Source organism: Paenibacillus sp. TCA20 (assembly GCF_000732325.1).
GTDB lineage: Bacteria > Bacillota > Bacilli > Paenibacillales > Paenibacillaceae > Paenibacillus > Paenibacillus urinalis.
Genome location: NZ_BBIW01000013.1, coordinates 25,938 through 41,806, shown reverse-complemented (window position 1 = coordinate 41,806; position 15,869 = coordinate 25,938). Strand labels below are relative to the sequence as shown.

At 45.0% G+C, this 15,869-nt stretch carries 18 protein-coding genes and 1 other annotated feature; of the genes, 9 read left to right on the top strand and 9 right to left on the bottom strand.

The genetic code is table 11. From position 1 onward, the window contains the following. Positions 1-180 precede the first annotated feature (180 nt). Positions 181-1,167 carry a metal-dependent hydrolase gene (locus TCA2_RS20840; protein ID WP_047913535.1) on the top strand — a complete coding sequence of 329 codons (987 nt, stop codon included), beginning with the start codon at positions 181-183 and terminating at the stop codon, positions 1,165-1,167. Between the two features lie 156 nt (positions 1,168-1,323). Here the strand turns inward: TCA2_RS20840 and TCA2_RS20835 are convergent, their stop codons facing one another. Beyond that, positions 1,324-1,539: an alpha/beta-type small acid-soluble spore protein gene (locus TCA2_RS20835; RefSeq protein ID WP_047913534.1), complete on the bottom strand. Its 216-nt coding sequence runs from the start codon at positions 1,537-1,539 to the stop codon at positions 1,324-1,326. 131 nt (positions 1,540-1,670) lie between these two features. Here TCA2_RS20835 and TCA2_RS27340 point away from each other — a divergent pair, with 131 nt between their 5' ends. Then, positions 1,671-1,841, top strand: a complete 171-nt coding sequence (locus tag TCA2_RS27340; protein ID WP_193746103.1) for a hypothetical protein — start codon at positions 1,671-1,673, stop codon at positions 1,839-1,841. Between the two features lie 36 nt (positions 1,842-1,877). Here the strand turns inward: TCA2_RS27340 and trpS are convergent, their stop codons facing one another. Next, a complete protein-coding gene (gene trpS, locus TCA2_RS20830) occupies positions 1,878-2,858 on the bottom strand; it encodes a tryptophan--tRNA ligase (RefSeq protein WP_047913533.1) in 981 nt (326 codons plus the stop codon). A 69-nt stretch (positions 2,859-2,927) separates the two neighbouring features. Continuing rightward, positions 2,928-3,157: a binding site (T-box leader), on the bottom strand. A gap of 236 nt (positions 3,158-3,393) precedes the next feature. Between trpS and TCA2_RS20825 the strand changes: the two genes are divergently transcribed. Continuing rightward, the gene (locus TCA2_RS20825) at positions 3,394-4,371 is read left to right on the top strand and encodes an aldose 1-epimerase (protein ID WP_047913532.1); all 978 of its coding nucleotides are present in this window, start codon (positions 3,394-3,396) and stop codon (positions 4,369-4,371) included. 203 nt (positions 4,372-4,574) lie between these two features. After that, positions 4,575-4,790, top strand: coding sequence for an alpha/beta-type small acid-soluble spore protein (locus TCA2_RS20820; RefSeq protein ID WP_047913531.1), 216 nt, complete (start codon positions 4,575-4,577; stop codon positions 4,788-4,790). Between the two features lie 189 nt (positions 4,791-4,979). Here the strand turns inward: TCA2_RS20820 and TCA2_RS20815 are convergent, their stop codons facing one another. Then, a complete protein-coding gene (locus TCA2_RS20815) occupies positions 4,980-5,375 on the bottom strand; it encodes a hypothetical protein (protein WP_047913530.1) in 396 nt (131 codons plus the stop codon). A 274-nt stretch (positions 5,376-5,649) separates the two neighbouring features. Further along, positions 5,650-7,449, bottom strand: coding sequence for a M3 family oligoendopeptidase (locus TCA2_RS20810; protein WP_047913529.1), 1,800 nt, complete (start codon positions 7,447-7,449; stop codon positions 5,650-5,652). A 144-nt stretch (positions 7,450-7,593) separates the two neighbouring features. On the opposite strand from TCA2_RS20810, the gene TCA2_RS20805 reads away from it, so the two are divergent. Beyond that, on the top strand, positions 7,594-7,791 hold the full coding sequence (locus tag TCA2_RS20805; protein ID WP_047913528.1) for a YycC family protein: 198 nt from the start codon (positions 7,594-7,596) through the stop codon (positions 7,789-7,791). Continuing rightward, complete coding sequence (locus tag TCA2_RS20800; RefSeq protein WP_047913527.1) at positions 7,788-8,021, top strand: hypothetical protein; 234 nt, start codon at positions 7,788-7,790, stop codon at positions 8,019-8,021. The genes TCA2_RS20805 and TCA2_RS20800 overlap by 4 nt, the downstream gene beginning before the upstream one ends. 94 nt (positions 8,022-8,115) lie before the next feature. Here the strand turns inward: TCA2_RS20800 and TCA2_RS20795 are convergent, their stop codons facing one another. Further along, positions 8,116-8,499, bottom strand: a complete 384-nt coding sequence (locus TCA2_RS20795; RefSeq protein ID WP_047913526.1) for a globin — start codon at positions 8,497-8,499, stop codon at positions 8,116-8,118. 504 nt (positions 8,500-9,003) lie between these two features. Between TCA2_RS20795 and ylbJ the strand changes: the two genes are divergently transcribed. Together ylbJ and TCA2_RS20785 are read left to right on the top strand one after the other, a co-directional pair. Further along, positions 9,004-10,242, top strand: coding sequence for a sporulation integral membrane protein YlbJ (ylbJ, locus tag TCA2_RS20790; protein WP_047913525.1), 1,239 nt, complete (start codon positions 9,004-9,006; stop codon positions 10,240-10,242). Between the two features lie 85 nt (positions 10,243-10,327). Then, on the top strand, positions 10,328-11,131 hold the full coding sequence (locus tag TCA2_RS20785) for an NAD kinase (protein WP_047913524.1): 804 nt from the start codon (positions 10,328-10,330) through the stop codon (positions 11,129-11,131). A 16-nt stretch (positions 11,132-11,147) separates the two neighbouring features. Here TCA2_RS20785 and TCA2_RS20780 read toward each other — a convergent pair whose 3' ends face one another. After that, positions 11,148-11,609: a YutD family protein gene (locus TCA2_RS20780; protein ID WP_047913523.1), complete on the bottom strand. Its 462-nt coding sequence runs from the start codon at positions 11,607-11,609 to the stop codon at positions 11,148-11,150. Between the two features lie 54 nt (positions 11,610-11,663). Beyond that, the gene (gene lipA / locus TCA2_RS20775) at positions 11,664-12,551 is read right to left on the bottom strand and encodes a lipoyl synthase (protein ID WP_047913522.1); all 888 of its coding nucleotides are present in this window, start codon (positions 12,549-12,551) and stop codon (positions 11,664-11,666) included. A 197-nt stretch (positions 12,552-12,748) separates the two neighbouring features. On the opposite strand from lipA, the gene TCA2_RS20770 reads away from it, so the two are divergent. Further along, the gene (locus tag TCA2_RS20770) at positions 12,749-13,804 is read left to right on the top strand and encodes a M23 family metallopeptidase (RefSeq protein ID WP_238546468.1); all 1,056 of its coding nucleotides are present in this window, start codon (positions 12,749-12,751) and stop codon (positions 13,802-13,804) included. Positions 13,805-13,905: 101 nt separating this feature from the next. On the opposite strand, the gene yunB is transcribed toward TCA2_RS20770, so the two are convergent. After that, on the bottom strand, positions 13,906-14,751 hold the full coding sequence (gene yunB / locus TCA2_RS20765; protein ID WP_047913521.1) for a sporulation protein YunB: 846 nt from the start codon (positions 14,749-14,751) through the stop codon (positions 13,906-13,908). Positions 14,752-14,965: 214 nt separating this feature from the next. After that, positions 14,966-15,859: a phosphogluconate dehydrogenase (NAD(+)-dependent, decarboxylating) gene (gnd, locus tag TCA2_RS20760; protein ID WP_047913520.1), complete on the bottom strand. Its 894-nt coding sequence runs from the start codon at positions 15,857-15,859 to the stop codon at positions 14,966-14,968. Positions 15,860-15,869 lie beyond the last annotated feature (10 nt).

Here is a 15,869-nt window from a genome sequence, read left to right as displayed (position 1 = left end):
TTTGACATTCATCTTGCAAATATGAATAGGATATGACAAATTTATCTAAATTTATGGCTTATCTTACTTCATCGAATACAGGATGTGCGAATAGGGCATCTACTAATTGAACAGATCATTTTTAGAAAAAACAAGGATTACAGCTATCGTTTATACCAATAACAAAGGAGAATACCTTAGATGGATACCGCTACACATTTTGTTATGGGCATAGGACTTGCCGGACTCAGCTACGTCGATCCGGTAGTTGCGGCTAATCCTGAGCTTGCCTTTGCCGTTATGATCGGAACCGTCGTTGGTTCACAAGCACCTGATATCGACACGGCGCTTCGTATGAAAAACAATGCCGTTTATATACGTAACCATCGCGGCATTACTCATTCGCTTCCTTTTCTTGCTATATGGACTGTGCTGATTACCGCCGCCATTGCACTTCTATTCAGGGATGTTCCAATCGGGCATGTCGCTCTCTGGACCGGAATCGCCGTATGCGTCCATGTATTCACAGATGTCTTCAACACCTACGGCACACAAGCGCTGCGGCCGATTACGGAGAAGTGGATCTCATGGAATATCATTCACATCTTCGATCCGGTTTTATTCGGTACCCATATCGCAGCCATCCTGCTGTGGGCCTTCGGGGTATTCCACCCTGCTGAAATTTTCACTGTGCTGTATATATTTTTAGCATTTTATTATATTTGGCGCACTTGGGTTCACTTCGCCAGAAAGGCTCATGTCAGACGGATGGACCCTGCTTCCAAATCTAACGACAAATATTATGTCATTCCAACGATCCATTTGAACCGCTGGCATGTCGTTAAAGCCCATGAGGATGGAAGCTACGAAATCGGAAAGCTGGACGGAGATGAGCTTACTTGGAAAAAACATGCCGTTTCCTCAGACCATCCGGCGGTGGCTAAATCCAAAGAACATCCTGATATCCAAGCTTTCCTCTACTTCACATCCTTCGCAGTCGCAGAGGTAGAAGAGCTGAGCTTCGGCTACTTTGTCCGTTGGGGAGATGTCAGATACCGGCATCGCAAGCAATATCCTTTTGTCGCCTGCGTCGTCATGGATAAGAATTATGAGCCGATCAGCACTTATGTCGGCTGGCTAAGTGAAGATAAGATGGAGAAGAAGCTCTCCATTAGCTCAAATATTTAGTACGATCTACATGAAACGGCCTGAACAGGCCGTTTTTTTGTTCTTGACGGAAAGCGGTTTATTCAGGCAAAATCAGCACAAAGGGATTAACGCACAAAAAGCCTAAAACGGCTTACGCCGTTCTAGGCTTATGACTCAAATTATATACTGTCTAAGTTACTGGCCGCTGCGGCCAGACAGTTGTTGTTCAGCTAGTTGCACAAGACGTTTGGTAATGTATCCACCGAGTGAACCCGTTTCACGGGAAGTGTAGTTACCATAGTAGCCGTCAGCTGGAATGGTTACACCCAGTTCTTGAGCTGCCTCCATTTTAAGCTGTTGAAGAGCTGCTGTTGCTTGTGGAACTACCAGATTGTTAGAACGAGATGCCATAATGTGTAATCTCCTTTCGCTTCTCATGCTGTTATTATGTGCTATGCAAGCTTGCAAGATTATTATGTCTCTTACTATCTGACGCTATTCTCTTATTCACAAAAAACATTAACCTGGAGGTATTTTACAAAATGATGAGTAAAGGTTTGTCCGCTTGGTTCGCGACCTCTTCGATGCTTCTGCTTATGGCAACTGCCGTGTCTCTTAGCTATTCCTTGTGGTATGCGCTGCTATTCGCTGTCTTGTCCGTTGCCAATATCGGGTGGGGCTTTGTTATAAAGGCTAAAAAAAGAAGAGCTTGATCTTTCGAGATCACAAGCCCTTCTTTGCTCTTTTTGTTAAAGTACGAATCCCATTCTTTTTTTGACTTCATCAAGGGTTTTGGATGCTTCCTCACGAGCTCGTTCCGCGGAAGCGTTCAGAATGTTCATCAGCTCATCGGATTCGCGTATTTCACGGAATCTCTCTTGCATCGGTTCGATAACAGACAGGACGACTTCGGCCAATTCTTTCTTGAAGCCGCCATACATCTGTCCTTCAAATCTTTTCTCTACATCTTGTAAAGAGAGGCCTGAGCATTCGCTGTAAATGCTCATTAAGTTGCTGACTTCCGGTTTGTTCTCCGGATCAAACCGGACGGCGCTATCTGAGTCTGTTGTCGCACGGCTGATCTTTTTACGAATCTCTGCCGGTGTATCCAAGAGGGAGATGTAACTGCCTGGGTTCGGATTACTTTTGCTCATCTTCTTGGAAGCATCATCCAGTGACATGACGCGTGCGCCAACCTTCGGTGTATAGACCTCAGGAATTGTGAAGAATTCACCGTAACGGTGGTTAAAACGATGTGCCAGATCTCTTGTCAGTTCAAGATGCTGCTTCTGATCCTCACCGACAGGAACCAGATCCGCATTGTACAGCAAGATATCTGCAGCCATCAGTGACGGATATACAAACAGCCCTGCACCTACTGACTCTTTACCTTGGGACTTATCCTTAAACTGCGTCATCCGCTCAAGCTCACCCATTGCAGTCAGCGTCGTTAACATCCATCCGAGCTCTGCATGCTGGGGTACATGAGATTGAAGGAACACATTTGCTTTCTTCGGATCAATACCTGCTGCAAGATAGAGGGCTGCAACATCCTTCGATTGCTCTCTCAATGCCGCCGGGTCTTGGGCAACCGTGATCGCATGCAGGTCAACGACAACGAAATGACAATGATATTCGTCCTGCAGTTTCACAAAATTTTTCATGGCGCCGATGTAGTTACCCAGTGTTAATTTACCGCTGGGTTGAATACCAGAAAAAACAGTTTTCATTTTCTTTTTTCCTCCTAAACAGATCCTAATATGATTCACGAGAAATACAAAAAGGCCCCACATCCCCGTAGAAGGGACGTGAGACCGTGGTGCCACCCTAATTCACTGATATTCATCAGCCTTTTATGTTCCTTAACGCGGAAACCATCGTCCGGCATACTAAAGAAGAATAATACTTCTCGTTGTGCCTGGGAGCTCTGAGGGCCATTCAGACAAAGCATGCAATACCGGTTCGCATCCACCACCGGCTTTCTGTACTTGCTAATGCTAAGCTTACTTATCCTCATCATCGCTTTAATTCGTATGATCTGGCGCTCTTCATCTTACAATTGAGCTTTGCTATATCATAAGCATCTATTGCTCTGATTGTCAAACGTCACTTTCCATTTCCCAAAGATTACATTATTTTCATTCGGAAATGACAGATCCTTCTTCACAGCCCGGCTTGATTATCTGATATGATAGTCTTAAGTTTGTTCTTACGAATTGTACTTAAGTTGTATTTTGATTTTTTGTGGGAAAAGGAGTTAATAAAATGAAACAAGTGACCAAAGGACTTTGGAACGGCTATGATACTTATACCTTAAACAGCCGTGATCTTGAAGTCACCCTGCTGCCCCGCCTCGGTAACAATATTATATCCATCTATGATCGAGCTCAGAATCGAGAAGTTGTTCGAAGACCAGATGAACAGGATCTCGCTTTCTATCTTCAGAAACCTTACCATTTTGGCGTTCCGATGCTGATTCCTCCAGGGCGTATCTGCCGAGGTCACTTTGAGTATGCGGGCCACGAATACCAATTCGCTCAAAACTCCAACCATTCCAATCATATTCATGGATTACACCGCACACAGCCGTGGTGCGTCAGTGATATTGAAGAAGACGAAGAAGGATGCACCGTCACAACTGAATTCAAGACTCAAGAAGATGAGCAGTGGATGAAGCATTTTCCTGTACCGCTCAAGCTGGAGATGACATTTCGTTTACAGGGGTCCATTCTGACACAGCAGCTTCGTATTACTCATCTTGGCAGCCATGCTGTTCCTTTTGGAATGGGCTACCATACCTGGTTCCTGCTTGATGGTGAACCGGAACGATGGAATATATCTTTACCTGTTACAGGCATATATACGCTGAATGAAGAACAGCTACCCACAGGTGAATTAGCCAGTTTAGATGCTCAGGCAGAGCTTCCTGAAGGCATCAGTCTTGCAGGTCAAAATCTTGACACCATCTACAGATCAAATATGGAGCAGGATACTGCTGTTCTGCAGCGTAATGATGGATATACGATTAAATATACAGCCAGCAAGGATTCCTTTAAGCATTGGGTATTGTTTACCAAAGGCGAAGCCAGTGATTATTTATGTATTGAGCCCTACACCTGGCTTCCAGACGCCCCTAATCTGAACAAGGATACGGAATTTACCGGCTTGATTCATATAGAGCCTGGAGAGTCGGTCTCACTTCATACCGCAATTGAAATAATACAGCCTGAACACGCAAAATAGATGATCTGAATACGCACTAGCAGCTGACATATGCTTCAGCTGCTTTTTTGTTGTTGAACGATCTAAATCCTAGTTCCTCATCACTCTTGTGACTGCTGTTGAGAGTGCTCGAATTTTCCACTTGTTACCTTATCCTATTTTGAGTATATTTTATCTCTTTGAAACCATACTAAACTCACAAAGCACAAAGGAGGTGACAACACATGGCAAATGGAAGATCTTCTAACAACCTTGTCGTTCCTCAAGCAACTGCAGCTCTTCAACAATTGAAGATGGAAGCTGCACAAGAGCTTGGTGTAACTATTCCACAAGATGGTTACTACGGTAACTACACTTCCCGTGAGACTGGTTCTCTTGGAGGTTACATCACAAAACGTCTTGTTCAATTGGCTGAACAGCAATTGGCTGGTCGTCAATAATGATGCAATTTTCCTCATAAATCTAGCCTAAGCTGTTCTGCATGATTATGCACTGAAAAGTGTTGTTCGTGTAAGAAGAGATCTATGGCAGATAGACAAAGCGGTCTTCTAACCAGAGGGCCGCTTTGTTTCGTTGTAATTCAAGTTTCTTCTGGTTCTAATCTATTCATTCTTCTTACACTTCCTGCATTAACCAGAAGTCTTCTCTTGATATGTATTTCGTGGATAGCGAATCATCAAGCTTGCTAAATTGTAATTGGACTCAAGCGTGGCGTCTACTACAATCATTCCTTGTCGAACTCCAAAATCATAGGTAATTTCTCCATGTGTCCAGTGTCTCTTCAGCTTCAAGGTTTCCAGGGCCATCTGTCGAAAAGAAACGCGCTGCATCTCCGTCAATCCGGTCGCAGGATGGATCTCGCTGCGCAACTGAACCGGATAATGCTTAATACCGAATTTACCAATCACATTATTCCGTATTTGCACAAATACAATTCCAGAATCCATTCCTTTCAGCTCTTCATCAAGCTCCTTAAATACCATATCCAGCTGTCTAGGCAGTGATAGTTGATCTAGTGAGACCATATGTTACCTCCTTAGCATATTAGACCTATTTTATATAGGGCTTGTGACTCAGTATATTACAATATTTTCCTTAATACAACAAATGAATAGTAAATTAGGAATAATATACTAATTTTTGCGTTTATACCTATCGAATCGGGTAATATCCAGTCGACCCTCTTCAATATTCGACATATAATTCAGAATTTTTTCATCCAAATATAAAAAAAAGACCTCAACATAAATTGTCGAGGTCCTACTCATAAGTAATAACTTGAACTTCTTCAAACTTCCATTAAACTCGATGCTGTGTCATACGCAAAAATTGCTCAATATCAGCTATACAGAGATCAGCAGCACCTTGCCAGAAAGCAGGTTTAGTTACATCTGTACCCAGATGCTTTTCAGCAAGCTCCTCTACCGTCATGCGGCCCGTATCCCGCAGCAACGCGTCATACTTCTCAGCAAAATCACTGCCCTCTTTTTGCGCTTGTGCGTAAATCCCCATACTGAACATGTATCCAAAAGTATATGGAAAATTATAAAATGGCACATCGGTAATATAGAAATGTAATTTGGATGCCCAAAAAGTTGGGTGATACGTCCCCAGTGCGTCACAATACGCTTCGCGCTGAGCTTCCTCCATGAGTTCGGACAAATCACTGCTGCTAAGAAGTCCTTCTTTCCGTTTCTCGTAGAAGCGCGTTTCGAACAAGAAGCGGGCATGGATATTCATGAAGAAAGCAATTGAATTCTGTATCTTCTCTTCAAGCAATGCTATTTGAGCCTCTTCATCCTTCGCCTCTTTGATCAGTGCATCGGACACGATGAGTTCTGCAAAGGTTGACGCTGTCTCTGCAACGTTCATGGCATAATTTTGATTCAAGATCTCCATATCGTCCATCACATGCTGATGATACCCATGCCCCAGCTCATGAGCCAAAGTGGAAACATTGGAGGCTGTTCCTGCATAAGTCATAAAAATGCGGGTTTCCTTGCTCACAGGAAGTCCTGTACAGAAGCCGCCTGGCCGCTTGCCTGGTCTGTCCTCTGCCTCTATCCACTGATGATCAAAGGCATGCTGAGCAAACTCTGCCATCCTTGGACTGAATTTGCGGAACTGATTCACAATATTCGCAGCAGCAGCATCATACGATATCTTCTCAGTAGCGGAGCTTATCGGAGCATCCACATCTGCCCAAGACAGCTTCTCGACCCCCAGGAGCTGAGCCTTGCGTTCCAGAAACTTCACTAGTGTCGGTTTAGCCCGTGTAATCACGTTCCACATCGCATCGAGTGTGTCCTGTGACATGCGGTTGATGCTCAAAGGCTCCTTCAGTACTGAATCCCAGCCGCGTCTTTCATACAATTTGAGACGGAATCCAGCCAGGTGATTCAGCGTATCCGCACAGTAATCTGCCGCATCGCTCCACGCCTTCTCCCAGTCCTGCAGCAGCTTCTCCCGCACATTCGGGTCTGGGTCATGCAATTTGTTAGCTGCTTGGCCAGCAGATAGATATACGGTTTCTCCATTCTCTTCAAATGGAACCCGAACTTTGCTTACAATCGTATCATAGAATTCTCCCCAGCCGTGGTAACCATCAACGGCAAGATCCAGTGCAAGATTCTCTAATTCGGGAGACATCTTTTCCTTGGCCTTTAATCTGCTCTCGTTTAACACAAACGAAATTGGCTGAATTTCAGGGCGTTCCATCCATACCGACCACACGGCATCAGGCGTTCTTTCAAAAAGGCTGTCAAACATCGTCTGAACTCCGGCCAGTCTTGCGGATAAGGCAGCAATCTTACCGCTTAGCTGTACGGCCTTCTTGTCATCCTGATTCTGAGCTCCAAGACAAGCGGTAAATGAAGAGCCTTCATATAATCTCGCCGCTGCATCTTGAAGCTGGTCAAGCAAAGAATCCAAAGCATATGTATCCTCTATAGCCTTCGGCACTTGATATTCTTTAATTGCCTTGTCCAAAACAGTGATATCCTGATCCAGCTGCTTCAAATAAGCAGCAAAAGATGCTGAGGATGAGCCGCCGCTAAAAACGGATTCCAAATTCCAGGTTTGCGCAAGTGTGTTACTCACTATTTCTCCACCTCATTCTCAAAAATTAAAATAAAATACACAAAACATGTTTGAAGTACGTTAATTCAAGGTGTATAACTAATACTATATCAGAATTTAGATCAACCTACTTTGATTAAATTGTTTATTACCGGAGGGAACTTGATGAGACCTTTACAAATATCAGCCGATACCGCAGTCACATTGTCCAAGAAGCTAGGAATTCCCATCGAGCAGCTGATGCATATGCCTCAGCACATTCTTATGCAGAAGCTGGCTGAGCTGTCCAAAGAGGAAGCCAAGCAGGAGCAGAATCAAGCAGGGGCTTCTTCCAACAACGAGAAGGATTCGCCGACTTCATGATTCCATTTGAGAACACCTGGCCTTATGATATCGTGATGGGGGATATTTATGTCCAGTACTGTCCATTCTGTGATCAAGAGAATGTGCTGCTCCCGCTTAAACCTAAAGAACTGATTCACATTCGCGAAGGCAAAAAGAAACTTCTCGTCTTCCCATGCTGCAATAATCGGGTCACACTGCTCGATAATGACCAGGATTATTTTCTGGCAGATCAGCCGCTTCGTAAATAATGCTCGGGTTCATTGCAATTATATGGCTAAGTACTCACAAAGCCTGCTGGTATCATCAAAAAAACGCCGAGATGGCGTTTTTTTTGATTCCTGTTTATGGTGAGGGGGTATTAATGAAATGATAAGCCGGACCTGAGAGACGTTTCAGAGTAAACTCCCTTACAGAATCGGGCAAGTCCTGCTCCTGCAGAGCTGCTGCCATACAAGAGAGCCAGGCCTGAGCTCGTTCTTCCGTAACAGGAAAAGGAAGATGCCTTGCCCTCATCATCGGATGACCAAAAGCGTCAGAATACAGAGACGGACCTCCAAAGAATTGACTTAGGAACATATATTGCTTTTCCATAACAGGCTGGATATCTTCAGGGAATAAAGGGGATAACAATTCATTCTGCTGCACCTTGGGATAAAATGCTTCGACCAAAGCCCGAACTCCCTTTTCTCCGCCTAGATTTTCATATAGCGTTTTGTTAGGATCCATAACGATTGCGCCTTCTTTCTATAATCAGCTTGATGCTATTTTAGCATTTCACTCCGCATAACTAAATACAATACCTCATTTACCTAGCCTTAGAGACAAAAAAAGACAAGAGCCTCTTCATTCATAGGTCTCTTGTCTTATAAAGATTACACCTCGAGTAACTCTTAGCAGCGTTGTTTGACGCATCCCCTCAGTTAATAGCTGCGCCAATCTTCTTCACCCGGATGGGTGTGAGCTTCACGCATCACATACACGATAGCGCAGACGAGTACACCGGCTATAATTCCCATCATGACATCACTCCATCCTCAAAAAAGTTGAAAATCCGACATTTGAAAAAGGACTTTAGTCTTATTTCTTATATTAAATATATATTATCATAGAATACTTTAAATTACAGCTAATTTGGAAACGCTTACTTTATTTTTTTGTCCTGTTTGTCCAATAACGATCATATATTAACTAGACTCAATTGATGAGAAACGGAAGTTACGGGAGGAACTAATGCTCATGAAACGTCTAGTTATTCCGCTAAGCATCGTATTTGGCCTTCTCATTATATGCATATTCATGATGATTTATCCGACAGCGGTGTGGAATGCAGGGGTTCGCGGTCTCTCCATCTGGTGGGACGTTCTCTTTCCTTCCTTATTTCCGTTCTTTGTCATCTCTGAGCTGCTGCTTGGGCTTGGCATCGTTCATTTTACAGGCGCACTCCTGCATCCACTCATGAGACCTGTATTTCGTATCCCCGGTACCGGAGGATTTGTTGCTGCGATCAGCTATGCTTCAGGATATCCAATTGGAGCCAAATTGACGGCCAAGCTGTGGGAGAAGAAGCAGATTACCCGGGATGAGGGCGAACGTCTGGTTGCCTTTACGACAACATCTGATCCCATCTTCCTGATCGGAGCCGTATCCGTCGGTTTTTTTCAGCTTCCCGCCGTGGCAGTGATGCTGGCTATTGCACATTATGGAGCTGGACTGATCGTAGGCTTGCTAATGCGGTTTCACGGAAAAAAAGCTTCGCACTTGACTGCTGAGTCAGATTCATCCGATGTTAAGTCCCATCGACTCCGTGCTGCCTTTGAGGCAATGCATGAGGCACGTATCGAGGACGGTAGAACGATGGGGGAATTGCTTAGGCAGGCGATACAATCATCTTTGCAGCTAATTACCGTCGTCGGTGGCCTGGTTGTCTTTTTTTGCGTTATACTAGAGGTCTTCACTCAAGCAGGGCTGATGGCCGGCATGTATCATACAGTGGAGCTGATGCTTAAGACTCTCGGGCTGCCGCCAGAGATCTCCCAAGCCCTAGTAGGCGGGTTATTTGAAGTTACACTCGGCGCTCGTTATGCAGGAACGCTTGCAGACATACCCTTAATGTATAAAGTGGCTGCTGCTGCCTGTGTATTATCTTGGGGAGGACTCTCCGTTCATGCGCAGGTTGTCAGTATCCTTAACCCAACTCCGTTACGATATGCACCTTTCTTGATGGCACGACTTGTCCATGCATTGCTATCCGGGATGATTGTCTTTGTCTGCTGGGACTTGGTTATGCCTGATCAGAGTACATCATCCTTCATGCTGTTGCCTGATCACTTTCATTCCCTTCCATACCCATCGGCCATCTTTCAGGCTGTCCCTTATCAAATTGCACTCACCTTAGTAATAATATTCTTCTTGTTTGTCCTGACCTTGATCTGCATCCTCCTTCAGCGGCTCGCTTCAAGATTCAGGTAATGTCTAGAACTTTACGCATATTGATTGTTTTCTCTCCTGAAATTGGATATCATCGAGTTATACTGATGACAAAGGAGCTTTCATCTTGAGATATTATGTTCAGGACAGAGGAGACTCTTTATCCATTGATTTAGCCCAGCAGTTTCATAAACTGGCCAAGGAGCATGGGTTTACTCTTGATGCCAAATCACCGGAAATTGTGATATCGATCGGTGGAGATGGAACCATGCTGCAAGCATTTCACACCTTCACAGACCGGATTCCTGATATCGCATTCGTCGGCGTTCATACCGGCCATTTGGGCTTCTATGCAGATTGGAAAGCAGACGAGCTTGAGGATCTCATACAGCTTATGGCTGAAGGAAATAAGGATGCTGCCCGTTCCCCTCGTATCGTCGAGTATCCGCTCATTGATCTGGAGATTCGGCGCAAGTCCGGTGTGAGTTCTATGATCGCCCTTAATGAATTCACGTTAAAAGGTGTAGACGGCACCGTGGTTGCCCAGGTCGATATTAACGATGTCACATTTGAAATGTTCCGTGGTGACGGGATTTGTGTATCCACCCCATCGGGAAGTACGGCGTACAACAAAGCACTCGGCGGCGCCATGGTTCATCCGACCATTGAAGCGATGCAGATTGCAGAGATTGCATCCATTAATAATCGGGTCTACCGTACATTAGGCTCGCCAATCGTTCTACCGAAGCATCATCATTGCGACATCTTCTCTCGCAAATCTCAACGTCTGCTACTGACCATTGACCATGTGAACTTAACAGTAGACGATCTGATCTCTGTAAAATGCCAGGTTTCTACCCAGAAGGTCAGCTTTGCCCGATATCGTCCATATCCGTTCTGGGATCGGGTTCGAACTGCATTTTTGGACTAAAATAAAAAGCAACTCCTTATGAGGAGCTGCTTTTTATTTTTTCCATATTCTCTTTGTCCTTGGTTTCTTTAGAATTCTTGGATTCCTTAATTTCGGTGGCTTCCTTAGGCTCTGCAGCTTCCTTGGACTCTCTTGCTTCCTTCACAGCCTTGGATTCTTTATGCTCCTTGCTGCTGTTATCTTTGTGTTCTTTGTATTCTTTAGGTTCCTTAAGTTTCTGTAGCACAAAATAAGCACACCCAAAGTTGCAGTACTCGTTAATATAATCAACTATTCCCGCTATCGATGTATCCTTGTTCGCTTTTGGATGGTTATCTCGGTAGAAGCCTTTGAGCCGGAGTTGATTGTAGCCCCAATCCCCAATGATGTAATCATAGCGTTCCAGGACTTCACTATACCGGTCACGAAAGGCTTCCGGATTCCAACCATTTCGATAGTCCTGTAATACTTCGTAAGTTTTCCCGCTAATCTGAATCAAAACCGTCTTCCTTCCTTTCTATCCAAACCGCCCATAGGTTCAGGCCTGCTCTTATCATACTACATTATTAGCATTCGCGGCAGACTTAACTTGTTCATGCGCATGATAAGAACTTCTGACCATTGGCCCTGATTCAACATGGCTGAAGCCACGAGCGAGGCCTTCGTCCTTGAGCCTGGAGAATTCTTCTGGTGTTACGTATCTTTCAACATACAAATGCTTGTCCGAAGGCTGCAAATACTGACCGATCGTCATAATATCACAGTCTACGCTTCTCAAATCATCCATTGTTTGCAGTATTTCTTCCCAAGTCTCCCCCAAGCCGAGCATAATGCTGGACTTCGTTGGAATATGAGGCTGCATTTTTTTGGCACGTTCAAGCAGTTGAAGGGATCGCTTGTACTTGGCCTTTGCCCGAACTTTGTCAGACAAGCGCTCGACCGTTTCCATGTTGTGATTAAGGATGTCCGGCTTAGCGTCCATCACGATCTTTAAGGCCTCTTCGTTTCCGAGAAAATCCGGAATTAATACCTCTACACTGCAAAAAGGCAGTTTTCGGCGAATGGCATGAATCGTCTCTGCAAAGATGGAAGCTCCTCCGTCAGCAAGATCATCTCTGGCCACACTGGTGACAACACAATGCTTCAGGTTCATTTGTTCTGCTGCTTCGGCTACTCGCTCCGGCTCTTTCAAATCCAGCTCTGTAGGCAGCCCTGTATTAACCGCACAGAATCGGCAGGCTCTTGTACAAATGTCTCCTAGTATCATAAAAGTTGCTGTTCGATTAGCCCAGCATTCGTAAATGTTCGGACAACGTGCTTCTTCACATACCGTATGCAGCGTCTTTGAACGCATCATATCTTTAATCTCTTGATAATTATCTCCCGTCGTCAGCTTGATTTTGATCCAATCGGGTTTTGGTTCTTTTACTTTATTCGCCAAAAGAGACCCTTCTTTCTATATCAAGTTGGAATTTTCGCATGGAACACATTATAACATGGATTTGTGGAAATAAGCTCCAAATCGAAATAATTTGTAGGACTTAAACTCCAGCTTTTTTCTGTAAAGACGGATAAAAACGATGCTGATGTGTGAACCTAAATACAATGAAAAATATGAAGAAAGGAGGATTGGCTTTTTTGATACGGATTCAGAAGAAAAAATGGTTGAACCTCGGCGTCACACTGATAATATCCGCTTCCCTCTTTGCTTCGTCAGTAACCGATGTGTATGCAAAAAGTGAAGAGACGAAACCTCTAGCTAAAGAAGAGATCTATAAGGAACGCAAAATTCTGTACGACCAAATCAGTGCAGTCAGCGGTGTTCCATGGTATTACTTGGCGGCCATTGATCAGTACGAGCGTACGATGACGAAGGCACATCCGAAGGACCGCGCCCATGAAGAGCGGCTGACCGGGGTGTTTTTTGAACCTCAGCTCTGGTCCGGTATCTTAAATCCAGATTCTTTAGATCGAAATCCATTATCCATCGAGGTATTCGGCGGATATGGCTTAGATGGTACTGGTGACAATATCGCCGATCCCAACAATGATTATGATGTCCTCTACAGCATGGCAAGAATTACATCCAAATATGGTTTATCCTCAGACGATCTAGGTATTGCCTTGTGGCAATATTATCAAAATTCGAGATCTGTGCAGCGCATCCAGCAATTTGCAAAGATTTATAAGCATTTTGATACATTGGATCTTGCTCAGCATGCTTTTCCTTTGCCGCTAGGCAATGGTTACTCCTATCGCAGCACCTGGGGAACGAGCCGGAGCTGGGGCGGCCGGAGAATCCATGAAGGAACAGACCTGTTTGCGCCTCATGGATACCCTGTTCGAAGCACATGCTATGGGGTCATTGAGATCAAAGGCTGGAACCCATTTGGAGGCTGGCGTGTCGGAATAAGAGACCTGGATAATCATTACCACTATTACGCACACCTCTCCGGCTTTGATAAATCGGTTCACGTTGGCAGCCTTGTCACTCCAGGACAAACCATCGGATGGGTGGGCAGCTCAGGATATGGCAAGCCGGGTACGCAGGGAAAATTCCCCCCTCATTTGCACTATGGTATTTATCGTGACAGTGGCTTAACTGAATGGTCATTTGACCCTTATCCGCTATTGAGACAATGGGAAAATGACGAGTATCGGGCGCGTAAAGCCAAGAAGAACAGCAAAAAATAAAGCGACTCGCAGATCAAGAGTAGATGACCACTCTGTTCTGCGAGTTCTTTCATTGGATGAGAAATCACTCGCATGACTGCAAGTTCTTTCACTGGATCAACTCACTCATTACCTGTCGGAAGCGAAAAGTCTGGCTCCTCCATGTACAGCTCACTCTCTTCCTCTCCACTAGGAACAGTCGTGCCCGCGTCTGGAGTGGTCACTCCTGTATTAGGCACTGTTCCGCCTGGGAGGGATGGGATTGCAATACTTGGTGCGTTAGCTCCATTCTCTCCAACTGGATTTCCCTTGCCGTCGTAATAATACATCGGTACATCCCCTACGACTAACAAATAAGAAATCGGAATTTCCGTGTCGACCACTTCCGGTTCCATATCCAGCGGAACGACAACAGCAACCTCAGCCACAATATGGATGTACACCTCGACCAGTATCATATTAATACCAGCATTTTGCTGCCTTGTATTGAGGTCAACCTTAACTGCACCTTGCGGCTCGATCCGAATTGGCACTTTAGGCCCGAAGGAGGATAGCAGCGGGCTGCCCAGCGCTTGCCCTACAGGAACGTGATCCTCGATCGTCTCCATCTCCTGTAAAGTGGTCTGAACGACAGACAACGCATTTGAGGTAATCCGCATATGCTCGTTATAGTTCAGCATGAATCCGCTGATTTTCCCCTCTGCATCCGTCTTCCAATCAATCAGCTCGTTCGAAGGACCCGCGGCAGAGATTTGGCTCGTAATCGCTTTGTTAATGGCCTCTGTCCCGAGCTGCTTCACTCTGATTTTTGCCAGATGCATAATAGGCGGCTTCAAATTCCGTTCCACATAACTAATAGACTGGATGGTCACGATGACAATCACCAACAGTACAATCAAAATCCACTTTTTACGCTGACCCCCGGTTTTTTGACGCTGTGTACGCCATCTTCCTCGTTTGAATGCCATGCTTCGCATTCCTCCCTTAAGAGAGGTGTGTCCATTTATCCTTATGCAGACAGACTCCAAAAAAGAAGATCAAGCTGTAAGCCTGGTCATAAAAAACAAAAAAGAAGGAACCTCGCTCAAAAGCGAAATTCCTTCTCAGAATAAGTGCATCGTGTATATGAAGGATCAACAGAGATCCTTTCTGGGAAATCCCTATCCGAAGGGAATTACGGTCTTACTTCTTCTCTACCGCATGTCCGCCAAATTCATTACGAAGTGCAGCAACGACTTTACCTGTAAACGTGTCGTTCTCAAGGGAACGGTAACGCATCAGAAGGGATAGAGCAATAACCGGTGTAGCTGCTTGCAGATCAAATGCCGTTTCAACCGTCCATTTACCTTCACCGGAAGAATGCATAACTCCGCGAATTTCATCAAGGTTCGAATCTTTGGAGAATGCACGCTCTGTAAGCTCCATCAGCCAGGAACGGATAACCGATCCGTTGTTCCATACACGTGCTACTTTTTCATAGTCAAAATCATAGTCGCTCTTCTCAAGCACTTCGAAGCCTTCCCCGATGGAAGCCATCATACCGTACTCGATACCATTGTGGACCATTTTCAGGAAGTGACCACTTCCTGCTTTACCTGCATACAGATAGCCGTTCTCTACAGAGGTATCTTTGAACAGAGGCTCAACGATGCTCCATGCTTCTTCGTCTCCGCCGATCATGTAACAAGCGCCGTTTCTTGCGCCTTCCATACCGCCAGAAGTACCTACGTCCATGAAATGAACACCGTGCGCTTTAAGCTGGTCATAGCGGGCAATCGATTCTTTGTAGTGCGAGTTACCTGCTTCGATTACGATGTCGCCTTTATCCAGCAGAGGGGTAAGATCAGCGATAACACTATCAACGACAGCATGTGGAACCATGATCCACAGAATGCGAGGAGAGTCCAGCTGATCAATAACTTCCTTGTAAGAAGAAGCACCTGCTGCACCGTATCCCTTCATTTCTCCGACAGCACCTGCGTTTAAGTCGTAAGCCACGACTTCATGCTTATGATCAATCAAGTTTTTCCCCAGGTTTAATCCCATTTTTCCTAATCCAATAAGTCCTACCTTCATGTATGTTGCC

Bases quoted from the DNA above. Each gene is read 5' to 3' on its own strand.
- TCA2_RS20835 (WP_047913534.1), bottom strand. From the start codon at position 1,539: ATGGCATCTCGTTCTAACAATCTGGTAGTTCCACAAGCAACAGCAGCT.
- TCA2_RS20795 (WP_047913526.1), bottom strand. From the start codon at position 8,499: ATGGATCCTAACAAAACGCTATATGAAAATCTAGGCGGAGAAAAGGGA.
- TCA2_RS20820 (WP_047913531.1), top strand. From the start codon at position 4,575: ATGGCAAATGGAAGATCTTCTAACAACCTTGTCGTTCCTCAAGCAACT.
- TCA2_RS20825 (WP_047913532.1), top strand. From the start codon at position 3,394: ATGAAACAAGTGACCAAAGGACTTTGGAACGGCTATGATACTTATACC.
- TCA2_RS20800 (WP_047913527.1), top strand. From the start codon at position 7,788: ATGATTCCATTTGAGAACACCTGGCCTTATGATATCGTGATGGGGGAT.
- ylbJ (WP_047913525.1), top strand. From the start codon at position 9,004: ATGCTCATGAAACGTCTAGTTATTCCGCTAAGCATCGTATTTGGCCTT.
- TCA2_RS20805 (WP_047913528.1), top strand. From the start codon at position 7,594: ATGAGACCTTTACAAATATCAGCCGATACCGCAGTCACATTGTCCAAG.
- TCA2_RS27340 (WP_193746103.1), top strand. From the start codon at position 1,671: ATGATGAGTAAAGGTTTGTCCGCTTGGTTCGCGACCTCTTCGATGCTT.
- TCA2_RS20815 (WP_047913530.1), bottom strand. From the start codon at position 5,375: ATGGTCTCACTAGATCAACTATCACTGCCTAGACAGCTGGATATGGTA.
- TCA2_RS20840 (WP_047913535.1), top strand. From the start codon at position 181: ATGGATACCGCTACACATTTTGTTATGGGCATAGGACTTGCCGGACTC.
- yunB (WP_047913521.1), bottom strand. From the start codon at position 14,751: ATGGCATTCAAACGAGGAAGATGGCGTACACAGCGTCAAAAAACCGGG.
- trpS (WP_047913533.1), bottom strand. From the start codon at position 2,858: ATGAAAACTGTTTTTTCTGGTATTCAACCCAGCGGTAAATTAACACTG.
- gnd (WP_047913520.1), bottom strand. From the start codon at position 15,859: ATGAAGGTAGGACTTATTGGATTAGGAAAAATGGGATTAAACCTGGGG.